General features: G+C 60.5%; 10 protein-coding genes and 1 pseudogene. 5 read left to right on the top strand and 6 right to left on the bottom strand.

Annotation, left to right across the window (positions count from 1 at the left end):
- Positions 1–464 precede the first annotated feature (464 nt).
- A complete protein-coding gene (locus NKJ78_RS17505; protein WP_352459161.1) occupies positions 465–704 on the bottom strand; it encodes a hypothetical protein in 240 nt (79 codons plus the stop codon).
- On the opposite strand from NKJ78_RS17505, the gene NKJ78_RS17500 reads away from it, so the two are divergent.
- The 3 genes and pseudogenes from NKJ78_RS17500 to NKJ78_RS17490 all read left to right on the top strand — a co-directional run.
- Positions 609–917 carry an acyltransferase family protein gene (locus tag NKJ78_RS17500; protein WP_352458966.1) on the top strand — a complete coding sequence of 103 codons (309 nt, stop codon included), beginning with the start codon at positions 609–611 and terminating at the stop codon, positions 915–917. The genes NKJ78_RS17505 and NKJ78_RS17500 overlap by 96 nt on opposite strands.
- Positions 918–1,009: 92 nt before the next feature.
- Positions 1,010–1,693, top strand: a complete 684-nt coding sequence (locus tag NKJ78_RS17495) for an acyltransferase family protein (protein WP_352562517.1) — start codon at positions 1,010–1,012, stop codon at positions 1,691–1,693.
- A 401-nt stretch (positions 1,694–2,094) separates the two neighbouring features.
- A pseudogene (locus tag NKJ78_RS17490) lies at positions 2,095–3,066 on the top strand (hydantoinase/carbamoylase family amidase); the annotation flags it as partial.
- Between the two features lie 259 nt (positions 3,067–3,325).
- On the opposite strand, the gene NKJ78_RS17485 reads toward NKJ78_RS17490, so the two are convergent.
- The 3 genes from NKJ78_RS17485 to NKJ78_RS17475 all read right to left on the bottom strand — a co-directional run bounded on the left by NKJ78_RS17485 (position 3,326) and on the right by NKJ78_RS17475 (position 7,724).
- Positions 3,326–3,520, bottom strand: a complete 195-nt coding sequence (locus tag NKJ78_RS17485; protein ID WP_352458967.1) for a hypothetical protein — start codon at positions 3,518–3,520, stop codon at positions 3,326–3,328.
- 40 nt (positions 3,521–3,560) lie between these two features.
- Positions 3,561–4,337, bottom strand: a complete 777-nt coding sequence (locus NKJ78_RS17480) for an OmpA family protein (protein ID WP_352458968.1) — start codon at positions 4,335–4,337, stop codon at positions 3,561–3,563.
- 84 nt (positions 4,338–4,421) lie between these two features.
- The gene (locus NKJ78_RS17475) at positions 4,422–7,724 is read right to left on the bottom strand and encodes a DUF6212 domain-containing protein (protein ID WP_352458969.1); all 3,303 of its coding nucleotides are present in this window, start codon (positions 7,722–7,724) and stop codon (positions 4,422–4,424) included.
- Positions 7,725–7,852: 128 nt separating this feature from the next.
- Between NKJ78_RS17475 and NKJ78_RS17470 the strand changes: the two genes are divergently transcribed.
- Positions 7,853–8,866, top strand: a complete 1,014-nt coding sequence (locus tag NKJ78_RS17470) for a glycosyltransferase family 2 protein (protein ID WP_352458970.1) — start codon at positions 7,853–7,855, stop codon at positions 8,864–8,866.
- Positions 8,867–8,902: 36 nt separating this feature from the next.
- On the opposite strand, the gene NKJ78_RS17465 is transcribed toward NKJ78_RS17470, so the two are convergent.
- Both NKJ78_RS17465 and NKJ78_RS17460 read right to left on the bottom strand, forming a co-directional pair.
- On the bottom strand, positions 8,903–9,190 hold the full coding sequence (locus NKJ78_RS17465) for a hypothetical protein (protein ID WP_023707299.1): 288 nt from the start codon (positions 9,188–9,190) through the stop codon (positions 8,903–8,905).
- A gap of 152 nt (positions 9,191–9,342) precedes the next feature.
- The gene (locus NKJ78_RS17460) at positions 9,343–11,913 is read right to left on the bottom strand and encodes a DUF6212 domain-containing protein (RefSeq protein ID WP_352458971.1); all 2,571 of its coding nucleotides are present in this window, start codon (positions 11,911–11,913) and stop codon (positions 9,343–9,345) included.
- 337 nt (positions 11,914–12,250) lie between these two features.
- Here NKJ78_RS17460 and NKJ78_RS17455 point away from each other — a divergent pair, with 337 nt between their 5' ends.
- Positions 12,251–12,769, top strand: coding sequence for a hypothetical protein (locus NKJ78_RS17455; RefSeq protein WP_352562514.1), 519 nt, complete (start codon positions 12,251–12,253; stop codon positions 12,767–12,769).
- The last annotated feature ends 160 nt before the right edge of the window (positions 12,770–12,929 follow it).

Here is a 12,929-nt window from a genome sequence, read left to right as displayed (position 1 = left end):
CGAGCGTGCCGACCTCATCCTCGCCCATGAGCGTGCTGTAGCCGACCACGTCGGCAGCAAGGATCGCGGTAAGCCTTCGCTCCATGTGCGGTTGTCCTGCCTCCCTAGCTCAAAGCTTCGCTGAGCGTATTCGACTGGCGTTTCGAATGCGAGCATGCTTGGCCTACTGGACAGCGATAATGCACCACGTCGTTTTGAAGACATTGCCCTCATGGCTTAGCCTTGTGCGAAACCGGATGTTGCCGCATGGCTGATGTGGGTCGAGATCGGCCTCTGTCGTTCTTAACTGGCCACAAGCGGACTTACTGGTCCCGGCCCCAAGGCTGCCGGTCAGCAATGCGCCTCATTTCGGTCGTAGGCCGCGCTGACGGTTTCCTGAAAGCTGCCTGTCCGTTCAGCCTATTGTCTGGCGAGGAGATCGGCACAATTCGGCATCCGCCATCGTAACCGCAATTCGTCATCTCTCAGCGGCTTGACAATCGCTCCTCAGGCGCCATGCTGCAGGGCAACATGGCTACTACGAAACCAGCATCATCAAGTCGTCGCGCATCGAATGCCTGGACGGGCTTCGCGCGCTTGCGGCGATCTGGGTGCTGGTCGGGCACTGCATGCTTTTGACCGGCTGGCAAATTCCGATCGTCGGCGAGCCGGATCTCGGCGTCGACCTGTTCATCATGCTGTCCGGCTTCCTGATGGTGTTCCACTATCAGCTGCGCCAGGAAAAGGAGCCTTGGCAAAGACCGGAAACCTGGCTGAAATTCTGGACGCGCCGCTATTTCAGGATCGCGCCGGTGTTCTATGTCATGCTTTTCCTGGCGCTGGCGCTTGGCCCTATCTCTACGATTGCAGGATCATCATCGACGATTTCCTCTCCAGATCGCACCAGGCGCCGGAACGCTACCTCGACGGCAGCCTGAAAAACATCGTCGCCCATCTCACGTTCCTGTTTGGGCTGGTGCCGAACCTCGCCTATCGCACGCCGCTGCCTGACTGGAGCCTGGGGCTGGAAATGCAGTTCTATGCCGTGTTCCCGGCCGGCATGCTGCTGGTGCGCAGGCTGGACTGGATGAGGAGCGCCCTTGTGGTCGCGGCGGCCGGCTGCGTCATCGTGTTTGCGATGCGGCTGTTGTCGATCCATTTTCCGATGCCGTCCTTTCTGCCGCTCAAGATACAGATATTCCTGTGCGGGATGCTGCTGGCCGGAGTCGTGCATCAGAGCCAGCCGCGATCTATCCTGTACTTGGCACTGGCGCTGCTGCTGGCGGCGCTGCCCTTTGGCGGCGATCAGGGGCTGGGCAAGCTTCTGGTGCGTGAAGCGCTGGTGGCGGGCTTCTTTGCCCTGGTTCTCTACCGCATGCTGCCTGGAAGGGCGGGAACGCTGGCGCGAGCGATCGCCGTGACGCTCAGCAACCGGTTCTTCCACCTGATGGGCGAGCTTTCCTTCAGCATCTACCTGATCCATCTGCTGGTGCTGCAGCCCGTCGCGGCGTTCGTCATCAGTGAGTTCGACCACCAACTGTCGGCGCCGCTGCGCTTCGCCATCGTCGTTGCCGTTGTGCTGCCGACGGTGACGTTGCTGTCCTGGATCACCTACACTCTGATCGAGGTCCCCGGCCAGAAGGCGGGCCGCTTCGTCGTCCAGCGCTTTGGCCGGAAAACTGCGCCGGTGCTCGAGAAGACCCCGGCGGAGTAGGGCGCCAAGTCAGCCAGTTCCCTCGATTGAATTCACCTACGACTGTGTCACGCCCTCTTGTGTGCGGCGAGATGAAGGCCGATGCCGCAGCAGGGACCGGATAATGTTGTCGTAGATGTAATTGGCGACAAGCGCGAGGCCACGAGAATGAGACAGGGCCAGATCAGCTTGTCGTCAACTGTCGCTGTGACGAATTTTTCCGAAGTTCAGCTTAAGACGGTGCGCCGACTCAGCCGGAACGGGCAGGCAAACCCTTCCCCTGCGCTGGCGCATGTCGCGGCGATTCCCTGCTGTGGTGGATAAGGCAACCGAACCGATGATCAAGATGAACATAGGGGCTGACCAGGCTAAGCGCTGGCGAGATCAAGCGGTACGCGGGGAGAAAAGGCGCTTGTCGCCCGCAGCCGACCGGCGGGCGCTTCGATGGAGCGCTCGGCACGCTTTCCGCCTTCGAGGCGCTCGAAGCGCTGGAGGACGCGAGGGCCGAGACTCGGATGCCGATCGAGGTCGTCGCCTGGGCCAATGAAGAGGGCAGCCGGTTTAAGCCGGGTGTCATGGGCTCCATGGCCTTCACCGGAGCCGACATTTCCACATGGCGGTCCATAGTCGGCAGCGACGGTGCGTCCCTCGCAGAGGAGCTCGGGGCAACGATCTCCGCCTTGCCAGAGGCAACCCTTCGCCCCCTCGGCATGCCGATATCCGGCTACATCGAGCTGCATATCGAACAGGGACCATCGCTGGAAAAGGAGCGGTTGCCGATCGGTATCGTCACAGCCGTGCAAGGTACGCGCTGGCTGGAGGTCTGCATTGAGGGCGCCGCCGGTCACGCCGGTACAACCGGCCTCGCCTACCGTAGGGATCCGATGGTCGCGGCCGTTGCCGCGATTCACAGGCTCCAGACGACGATCATGCCGTTCGACAGCAGGGCAAGGCTGACGGTGGGCCGGGTGACCGCCCAGCCGGGATCGATCAACACCATACCGCAGTCTGTGGTCTTCGCCGTCGATATCAGGCATCCGCGGGTAGAGCGGCTCGATGCCATCGAAGCAGAACTGCGCCAGGTGTGCGCGGCGGAGGCAGAAGCTCAGCATTGCACGGTAACGATCAGTCGATCGTTCGACATGCCGGGGGCGGCATTCTCTCCCGATATGGTCAAAACCGTCGAGGAGGCCGCCAATAGCCTAAAGCTGCCGCACAAACAGATGATCTCGGGTGCATTCCATGACGCGCTGTTCCTCGCCCGGGTGGCGCCTGCCGTGATGATCTTTGTGCCGTGCCGTGACGGGCTGAGCCACAACGAGGCGGAATATGTGGAGCCTGCCTACGCGGTTACCGGCGCGCGGGTTCTGCAACGAGGCGGAATATGTGGAGCCTGCCCACGCGGTTACCGGCGCGCGGGTTCTGCTGCAAGCGGCCACCGTCGCCGCCTCTTAGGCAGCGACGGTGGCACAGGCGTGCCGGCGTGAAGAGGCAACCCGTGGGACTTCCTGGTGCCCGCCCGTCATTTCGTGACGTCGGCGGGCTGCAACGGGTGGTCAAGGCCGCCGAGCTGCGGCGGATTGATCGCGGACGTATGATCGGCCCACATTCAACACCTGACCCAGCAGAAAAGCCCACCAGACCCCCGGGGCGTCATTGACGCCGGGGTTGATAAGGCGGTGACGATCTCGTCGGCTTGTCGACATAGGCGATCTGCTGGGCCGCCTCGGCCACCGGCAGGGAATCCCCACGCCCGCCATAGACCTTGCCCGTGCCGATCGCGAGTAACTGGTCGAGGTGTGCCTTCCAGCCGTCCAGCGTCAGCTGTGGTGCGCCGTAGCCCCACATCGTTGCGGGTCCGTCGCGGGTCAGCCAATCTGGCAAGCTGTTACATCAGGGACGCGGTCGCCAGACGACTGCGAACGCCGTTCGGCTTCTGGTCGCCAACGTACTCGACTTTCGTGTCTACCAGACGATCGCTGTCGATCCCGGCTCCGGTCAAGATATCCTCGACCGCCTTCAGGCGCTGCTTGGCCAGTTCCTTGTTTGTCTTTGCAGCGTCGGCGCCGGTGAATTCCATGGCCGCGAGAGCCGTCAGTTCGACATTGCAACGTGAGTCTCGGATGCTGGCGGCGAACTTCTCGAGGTCGGCCTTGACCCGCGGTGAAATCACATAGGACTGGCTATAGAAAAACAGGTCGACCTGCACAGGGCTGCGCTTCTCATATTGTCGGCAAGATATGCCTTGCTTTGGCAGCGTGTACAGTATCGCGCTCCGCGCCGTATTGGTGTCGGCGGCGCCGTCGTCAACCCAATGCGAAAGCACCAGCACCATTTCGGGCTTGACGCCTTGCGCCTTGAGAAAATCGCCGGTTGCATCGAGCCTGAGACCAGCGATGTCGTAGGCTTTGTTGTAGTTGCCTTCCTTGCTCGCCGTTGCGTAGAGCCGGTAGCCGCAATCATGCCCAGCATCCTTGACGAAAGCCGCCAGGGCCTTCGCGGATTCCTCGGATATCTTGCCTTCACCTTTTTTGAAGAGGACGCGATGTGCATTCCACTGCGTGCATTTAGACCCCACGTCGCGTTCCTGGGCGGCCGCGCCGAAAGACATTGCGCATACGGTAATGACAATAAATGCCAGAACAAGGCCCAGTGATTTCTTCATTGTCTTGGCGCCTCCACGCGGACTTAATCTACTACCGCACTTAAAAGTCGACAAGGCGCGACGCGTCCCGACAACCCGCGCCCCTCAGTCCCACACCAGCAACAGCTTGCGCCAGAAAGCATTGGACGGCATCGGCTTCGAGCCGAATGGCAGCCGGATTGCCAGATAGATCGTCAGCCACTTGCGATCGACCTCCCGGGCCGAAACTTTCAGGTCATGCAGTTCGAACGGTCTCGAGACGCGCGTCCATCCCGAGAATGACAGCGCGCCGACAGGTGCATCGTGTTTCCACACGAGTTTTTCTTCCTGCCTGCCGAGCGCCATGGCGAACTCGAATGGGGATGCTTCATCGTGGGCGATCTCCACTGTCGCGATGACACTTCTGGCAAAGGCCGGGAAGGCCGAATTGAGGGCGGCAACAACCGGACCGTGCGTATTCGGCCGCAGGAATATACCGCCATTGTCGCCGGCGATGAGCAGCGTCGGCAGCTCGGAGGGATAATCCGTCACAAGCGCGGCACGCTTCAGGTCATCATTGGTCATTCGGCGGGTGCGTTGGCGCTGTTGGGGTGCGTTGAGGCGCGGGCGCCTGGCATCGTTCGAAACGACATGGCGGATATGGACGCTTGAAAAGCCGCCGAGGACGCGCGCCTCCGGGCGGCTGCCGCCGCATTTGACTGCCAACAACAAATCGCGTCGGCCGGTAGCCGGCGAACTGACCATCGCCCCTATCTCACGCGCTTCGTGCCGTCGGCTGACATCAGCCCAACCGCTCCCGCTGCCACCCTCAAGCAGCCGGGCGAAATTGCTGAAGGTCTGGTTTTCTGCGTCTACGATCGCGAGCTGAAACTGCGCAGAGCCCGTCAGTTCCTCGTCGAGGTAAACCCAACACGTCGCGCCTACGGTGCCCGGCGGGCAGACTCCCTTCAGCAAAGCCATGGTGACATTGCTGCCCCTGGCTTCGAGGAACAACTGGTCTGGAGACAGTTCGACATAGCTCAGCAGGTCCGGATCGGCATCCGGATACGAACCGACATGAGCTAGGCGCATGGGCTCGGCGGAAAGATACTGCTCGCGGTACAGCGAGGAATTCAACTCGGGCACCGTCTCTCCGGTCGCCGCGTTGAGTATTTCAACCACACCCACAGCAAAGTCGCTTCGTCCTGCACGGGCGAGAAGCGAAATTGCGGTATCCGCCCTGCCTTCGCGTGCCGCGATCTCGGCCAGCAACTGCATGGCGTCCGCGGTATTGGCGGGACCTGTACTCAACCTGAGATACCGCTCGTCGTTAACCCGCAGCTCCAGATTCCAGAGGTTGAGCTCCTTCTCATGATTATCGGTGTTCGAGCTGATGGCGAGTTGCACGAACATTTCTGTTTTCGCGAATCGATGCTTTCGAAAGACAGCGATGATCGGCTTGCGATTCCTCAGCCACTCGGCATTTCGATTCATGCCCGTCGGTGCCGACCGGTACCAATAGAGCGGCTCCGGGACGGGGACGATCTCCAGGCCCGCCAAATCCGCGCGAAGGAAAAACTCCCAATCGCTTGCGGAAAACCCCCGCTCTTCGTTGAGGTAACCTATCTTGTCGAACACCTCACGCCGGAACATCGCATTGGCATCGCCATACGGATTGTTGAGCATGGCGATGTCCGTCGGCCCGCCGACCGGGAAGTAAAGCACATAGCCGCTCCTGGTGTCCGGCGGCACGAAGGGCTCGTTGAGCCACTTGGCGAAGGTTGTACAGATATCGGCGCCGGAATTTTGCATGCCGGCGACGAACGTACTGACGGCATTCGGGAACAGCACGTTGTCGTCGTCCAGGAACAGGATCAGCGAACCCCTGGCGGCGCGGATGCCCGTGTTGCGCGCCTTGCCGAGAAAGCCGTTCTTCTGCTGGATGATCCGCCAGCCTCGCTGCTCGAACTCCGGTTCGAGTTCCGCCAACAGGTTGATCACATCGGGATCGGTGCTGCCGTCATCGACGACAATCAATTCGATGTTGGGGTAGTCCTGGCGTCGAACCGAGGCAATCGCCTGCGGCAACAGGTGCACCCGGTTGTAGTGCGCAGTGATGATCGAAACGAGCGGCCGTTGGCTCCGCCTGCGACTGGAGACCTTGCCGGGTTCGCGGGAGAATTTCGCGTGCAGCCCGCTCCAGGCTTTCTCCAGCGCTTCCCGCTTTTGCAGGGGCTTTGCCGGACGAAACGATCGGCTTTCCAGCACAGACGCAATTTTGGCCGCGATGGCGGAGGCCGACGCATCCATCAGGACGGCATCGGCCGACTTCGGATGGAGCACGTCACGAATGCTGCCGACATCTGTCGCAATGAACGGGATTTCTTCGTGAAGGCACGTCATCACTTCCAGCGGCAGCTGAGCCGCTGAGTGCGTCATCGCCACCAGAGCATGACTCTGCCGCAGGTATCTATAGATGTCAGGCTCATCTCGAATGGGCAGGAGCTTCAATTTGAACGGCCATTGCCGCGCACGCCGAACGATCATGCCACCCGAATGCTCGCCCAGGACATGACCAAACGCGCCGACTACCGTCACTGTCAGATCGGTCACGCCGCTGTCGGCCAGACGATCGAGCGCATCGCAGAACAGCGTCAGCCCATCGCGCGCCTCTGTGCCTGAAAAATGAATCACTTCGGCGGTTGGCCGATCCCGCGGCCTGTAGTGATCGACAGCGAAGTTCGAACGCCACTCCTCCGGCTCGAGGGGCGCAGCAATGTGATGGCTGGTGGGCAGCTTCCATCCCGCCTTCGCCATCCAGTCGAGCAGCGACTGACCAGCGATGACAAGATGGTCGCACGTCTCGGCCGACGTCTTTTCCATGTGCGCGACGGTCATCTGCTCCTTGCGTTCGACCGCCCGTGAATTGGCTTCCAGCTTCCACACAAGCGGCTCATGTGCGAGCACGACGATCGCAGGAGGATCGGGAAAGACGCCTGTGCGCTTCGCAAGGGTGGAGAAATGCGCCAGTCCGCCTTCAAGCGCAAAATAGACGACGTCGAATGCATTCTGCTTGAGGTAGTGGTAGACGGCCAATGAGTTCTTGTCGCAGGACTCCGTGCCGCGCAGCAACTCGGGCGAGGGCGGCAACAATTCGAGCCGCACCAGGAAATTATCGAAGCACCATTTGCCCAGCCTGGCTATTTCCTGATCATCGGGCTGGCTGCCGAGCGGGCTCGGCGCCCAAAGCAGCGTCACGGTATCGCCGGTTCCGGCCAGATGCTGCGCCAGCGCGTAGGTTACCGACCCGTGATCGCCAGTCGCCGTCGAGCCGAACTCAACCTCCGAAACGACACACACATTGCGAGGCTTCTGGCTTGCCTGTCGCTTACCCGTGGGCATGGCGCCTGCCTTGGAACCAATGCTCAATGCCCCCCCCTTGTCAGCCCGCTTCGTTCGAAACAGTCTTGCCAACAGTTGGATAACACTTTGATAATCGTTTCGCGGGACTCTCAGCAGCGTACCTGCCTTTCGCGTAAACTGGTTGATGACCTCGGATGGTTGAACTTCGATCCCCAAAACATCTCGCGCGACTGGACGACCGGCCCATTGACGTGACCGATGGCGAGATCTTGTGCTTTGTCGGACTGCGCAACGAAGCCCAATTGCTGCGGCAACTTCTCGACCACTACCGCGGCCTGGGCGTCGATCGGTTCTTCTTCCTGGACAATGGCTCCACGGATGGGACCCGCGAATTGATCCTGGAGCAGCCGGACAGCCACTGCTTCCACACGGAAGGATCGCATTTCGCTGAAAACATCGATCCGCCGCGATGGATCAACACGCTCATGAATGTGTTCGGCACCGGCCATTGGTGCCTTTCGATCGACGCCGACGAACTTCTCGTCTATCCCGATTTTGAGCGGGCAAATCTCCAGCAGCTTTGCAGCTACCTCGATTCGACCGGCGTCGACGCTGTCATAGGCTCCATGATCGACATGTACGCCGATGGCCCGTTGGCCGAATACAGCTATGATGGCAAGATCCCGCTTGTTGAAGCTTCACCCTACTTCGACCCGGAGCCGGGATGGCTGCGCCCGCGCGACGGTATGTACCCACCCGAGCAGATGTTCGGTGGCGTGAGGGAACGGGTCTTCTGGCACGGCCGGTTCAAGCAAACTTTTCCCCCGTGCCTGACAAAGGTGCCGATCGTGAAATGGGGGCGCGGCACGCGTTATCACGTCGCACAGCACACGATCAGCAAGGTCCGATTCAGCGAACTGCGCGTCGCATTGCTGCACTTCAAATTCGTCTGGGGATTCCGCCAGAAATCAGCGTCGTCTCTGAGTGAAAATGCGCAGCTCAAGGAAAAGACGCTTGAGGAGCGCGCTGCCTACATGGAGGCCTTGGAGCGCAATCCGAAACTCGCGCTTCGGAACCAAAGCTCCGTCTGCTATCGGGGTGACGGCGCGCAACTCGTCGAACTCGGCTGGATGAAGACCTCGGAGCCCTTCGCCGGTTTCGTTTCGACCCTGGCCATGCAACACCACCGCAGCGACTACGCCACCTGATGTGCTCGAACTACTGAGGGAAAATCCGGCTGATGCTTATCCGCCGTAGCGGCCGCCGCCTTCACCGTGGCCTTTGCCCTCTTCACCGCCCGCAAACTGGCCCAAACTGTTGAGAGCAAGCGCCTTGCAGGCTGTCGGAGCGTTCGGGTACCGGTGCAGATAATCCTCAAGTGCCTCGATGGTGCCGGTTTTAAGGGCCTGCTCGCAGGCAAGCTCGGCTTCCTTGACGCCAACTTCGGTCTTCGCCTGCGCCGCGTCAGAAAAAGCGACGCTCAACCCCAGCAGACTAAGTCCACCCAACAGTAAAGAATGAATCCTACGCATAACGCACCCCACCTACTCAACCCACTGAAACATTAGCGTCTGTTAACGTTTTGTCAACCATTCTTGGAAGGTTCCACCAACGTGGTTAACGCGCACGATCGATGAACGGGCCTGGCTGCGCTCCGATCTCCCTTGCCTGGTTGGATCGACGTTTATTCGCTGAACAGTGTCAGCTTGCGGAAGAACGCATTCGTGGGAAAACCGTTGGACGTTGCGGTGAAACGAACGGCGAGAACGATTGAAAGCAGCATCTTCCTTCGTGTGCGAAGCGTTGCCACCAAGTGATGACGCACAAATCTGTCTTCGATGCTCATCCAGCCTGAAAAGGCGATCGTTTGCGCGCCGATGTCCCGTTGCCAGTCTATGGGCTGGTCGGGTCGAGCAAGGGCGAGAGCAAAATCCATCGCCGGCGCATCGGCATGAGCGATTTCGACGGATGCTTCAACCTTCCGGAAGAAGGCTGGAAAATGATGATCAAGCGATGCAGCGACCGGGCCGTCCGCATGCGGACGCAAGAACACCCCGCCGTCGTCCGGTGCGACCAGCAGCAGCGGGAGAGCCGAGACGCGCGGTGTAAGCAACCGCGCACTCCTCAGCATGCCGTAGTCGAGAATGATAGAACCGCCGCCGACATCAGGACGGTCGGCGGCATTGTGGTCTGTGGCGGGGCGCCCAAGCAAAGTGGCAGCCGTATCTGGGCGGCCGATCGACCCAGCAATGCTGGCAAGCTTCTCTATGGCCGCATCGCTGTTCGGCTCGATGTCGCAAAGCTCCATATATTTCCGATTGCCGGGGGTATATTTCAGGTTTTCGCGGGCACTTTCAATTTCGGACCGGTGCGTGTTCTGGGCAATGGCCAAATGATGCAGCAGGCGGACGTCGTCGGACAGGCTCGACCTGAAAGCCTCCAGGATGGGAAGCCGGTTGTCGTACCAGTTCGACGTCCGAAACATGCCATCCGGTTTCGAGCGATACCAGTATAGCGGCTTTGGAATCGTCCTGATCTTGAGACCGACGAGAGAGGCTCGGGCAAAAAATTCCCAGTCGTGCATGGCGTAGCCCGGCTTTTCGATCAAGAACCCGATCCGCGAGAAGACAGACCGGCGCATCATCGCATTCGCGTCACCGTAGACGTTATGGATCAGGCCGAGCGCGTCGGGACCACCCAGAGGCAGGTACTGGATCAGCCCGTCGGCGCGATCTTCGGGCACGAAATCCTCGTAGAAGATCAGTTGGAACGCAGTGCAGATGTCGGCACCCGATGTAGCCATCGCACGCACGAAATGATCGACGGCCTCCGCAAACAGCGCGTTGTCGTCGTCGACGAACAGGATCAGCTCGCCACGCGAAGCGCGGATGCCGGCATTTCGCGCCGCGCCGAGGTGCTTGTGCGGTCGGCGCAGAATCTTCCACCCGCGCTGACGGAAGGTCGGTTCCAGCGTATCCAGCAATCGCCTGACTTCATCCAGGTCGCTTCCGTCGTCGACCAGAACCAATTCCAGGTGATCATAGGTTTGCGCTTCGATCGCAGCGATTGCCTGTTTAAGATAGAGCGGCCGGTTGCGATGGGCCATGACGATAGAGACCAGGGGTGACGACCCGGCATTTTTGTCGACGCGCCAGCGCCTAGTTGGCGTCGGCAAGTTGCGCGTATCGAGCCAGGACTGCCGACATTGGCTCAGGCTGTCGACAGGCAGTGGGCGAGGCGGGTCGTCGAGCGCCGCCGAAATGGCCTGCGCCAACGCGGCGGCGTCTGGATCGACCAGCCGCGGCTGCCTTGCCTGCGCACTCCAGCGCTCGGCGTTCGCGTCGACATTGGTCGCAACGAAAGGCAATCCCGCCTTGATACATGCGGCAACGGTGCCGCCCGTCGATGCGGCGCGGGCGGGGATGACGGCAATCGCGCCGGCCCGCGCGACGTAGTCGAGCTTTGCGGCGGGGCTTGCGTGCGCCAACAGGTTGACCTTGAACGGCCACCGCTCGGCGCGTCTCAGCAGCAGTCCACCGCTGTGCTCGCCCATGATCTTTCCAAATGGACCGAATGCGGTGACCGTCAGCCCTTTTGGCGCCATTGGCGCTATGATGTCGAGCGCGTCGCAAAGCAGCGTCAGGCCATCGCGGAAGCGCCATCCGGCCAAGACGGCAAGTTCTCCGGCGCCCCCCGTCGACGATCGCGCACCGGCTGGAGCGAGACGATCCTGCAACGGCAACATCGGCGTCACGATCGCCTTCTTCACCTTCCAACCCTTCGACAACATCCAGTGTCGCAAGGCTGCGGACACACAGATCGTCCGGTTCGCCATCTCGGCGCAGTATTTCTCCATAAAGGCGACGGCAATCACCTCGGTGCTGTCGAAGAACGCCTTGTCGGCTTCATGTTCCCATTCTTCCGGAGCGTGAGCGACGACCACGATCGGCGGCGCGGCAAAAGCCGCAGTCTCGACAGCCAGCAGCGTGTAGTAAAGCAGCCCGCCCTCAAGGGGCGCGTAGACCAAATCGTGGCCGGTCCGTTCGAGATAATGCAGCACAGCGGCGGACCGGCTCTCGGGTGTCGTCAGCGAAGGAAGCAGCTGATCGGACTTGTCGAGAATCACCAGCCGCACCGATGCCGCCTCCAGCTCGCGGTGGCGCGCGGCCTCCTCCGTTGGAGCATCCCTGCCTGAAACCCATAGCAGGGTGACGTCGTCCCCCTCTTCGGCAAAAAGCCTGGCCAACTCGACCATGGCGCCATCTTCGCCGCCATGGTCGATTGCATTCGTCACGACGCAGACGCGGCGAGACTTGCCTTCCTTTGATCTCCTCCGCTCCTTGCCACCAACGGCCATCCGACTTCCTCTGATCCAAATCCGCCGATTGCGCTACGCAGCACAGTCAATCTGCAATGATGCCTGCGACAGGTTTACTTTTCAGTGATCATGCTTGTGCGTCATTGGTAAACCAAATCGTCAATCAGGTTCTAAAACGACTGCATAATCGATCGACTGATTCAAATTTAGTGACACGGAATATTCAATTTTTACGCCTCCCAGCTAGTCATTGACGGAATAGCAGGAGGCGCAAATGAAAACGACAATGAAGTTTCTCGGTGCGCTCGGTTTGATCGGCGCACTGGTCTCGGCAAGCTCCGCAGGAGAATTGCTGCGTCCGCGCATCAGCCTTGGCACGGCCAACGTCAAGACCATCAGTGGCGATCGCGGCGGCTATGTGATCGACTATGCCATTCGTGCGCTAAAAATGCGTCGCAGTGGCACTTTTGTGCGGTTCAACGGTTCGTGCGACTCGGCCTGCACGCTTTATCTGTCGATGCCCAAGAGCAAGGTGTGCATTACGCAGAGCGCGTCGTTCGGCTTTCACCTGCCGTATGGCGTTTCTGCGCGCGGCAATCAGGTGGCCGCGAATTTCATGATGAAAAACTACCCTGGGTGGGTTCGCGGCTGGATCGCCAAGCGTGGGGGGCTAAACAGCTCCATCGCGACCATGACATACGCGGATGCGAGCCGCTTTCTGCCGACGTGTCCTGCCCAAGAGCCGGCCATGACCGTCGCGAGCCTGAGCCCGACGCGTCTGCGTGGCGGCTGATTGCCTGCGCAGTACTGAAAGTCACGACGGCGGGTGGTCGACGGCGCCCGCCGTTCGTCGATTCATATGGCGGGGTGCCCAGTTGATGGAACAGCTCACCTGGGCACAACGCCGCCGATGATCGCGTGGGTTAACCAGTTCTCAAGAGACTTGGTTAACG

It is taken from the genome of Mesorhizobium sp. M0037 (assembly GCF_040323635.1).
GTDB lineage: Bacteria > Pseudomonadota > Alphaproteobacteria > Rhizobiales > Rhizobiaceae > Mesorhizobium.
The sequence above is the reverse complement of the archived record's forward strand: the minus strand, read 5'-3'. Positions and strand labels throughout refer to the sequence as shown.

What these genes read in the sequence shown, in the direction of transcription:
- NKJ78_RS17500 (WP_352458966.1), top strand. Translation starts at nt 609, where the DNA reads ATGCTTTTGACCGGCTGGCAAATTCCGATCGTCGGCGAGCCGGATCTC.
- NKJ78_RS17485 (WP_352458967.1), bottom strand. Translation starts at nt 3,520, where the DNA reads ATGTGGGGCTACGGCGCACCACAGCTGACGCTGGACGGCTGGAAGGCA.
- NKJ78_RS17460 (WP_352458971.1), bottom strand. Translation starts at nt 11,913, where the DNA reads ATGGTCGAGTTGGCCAGGCTTTTTGCCGAAGAGGGGGACGACGTCACC.
- NKJ78_RS17465 (WP_023707299.1), bottom strand. Translation starts at nt 9,190, where the DNA reads ATGCGTAGGATTCATTCTTTACTGTTGGGTGGACTTAGTCTGCTGGGG.
- NKJ78_RS17480 (WP_352458968.1), bottom strand. Translation starts at nt 4,337, where the DNA reads ATGAAGAAATCACTGGGCCTTGTTCTGGCATTTATTGTCATTACCGTA.
- NKJ78_RS17495 (WP_352562517.1), top strand. Translation starts at nt 1,010, where the DNA reads ATGCAGTTCTATGCCGTGTTCCCGGCCGGCATGCTGCTGGTGCGCAGG.
- NKJ78_RS17470 (WP_352458970.1), top strand. Translation starts at nt 7,853, where the DNA reads ATGGTTGAACTTCGATCCCCAAAACATCTCGCGCGACTGGACGACCGG.
- NKJ78_RS17455 (WP_352562514.1), top strand. Translation starts at nt 12,251, where the DNA reads ATGAAAACGACAATGAAGTTTCTCGGTGCGCTCGGTTTGATCGGCGCA.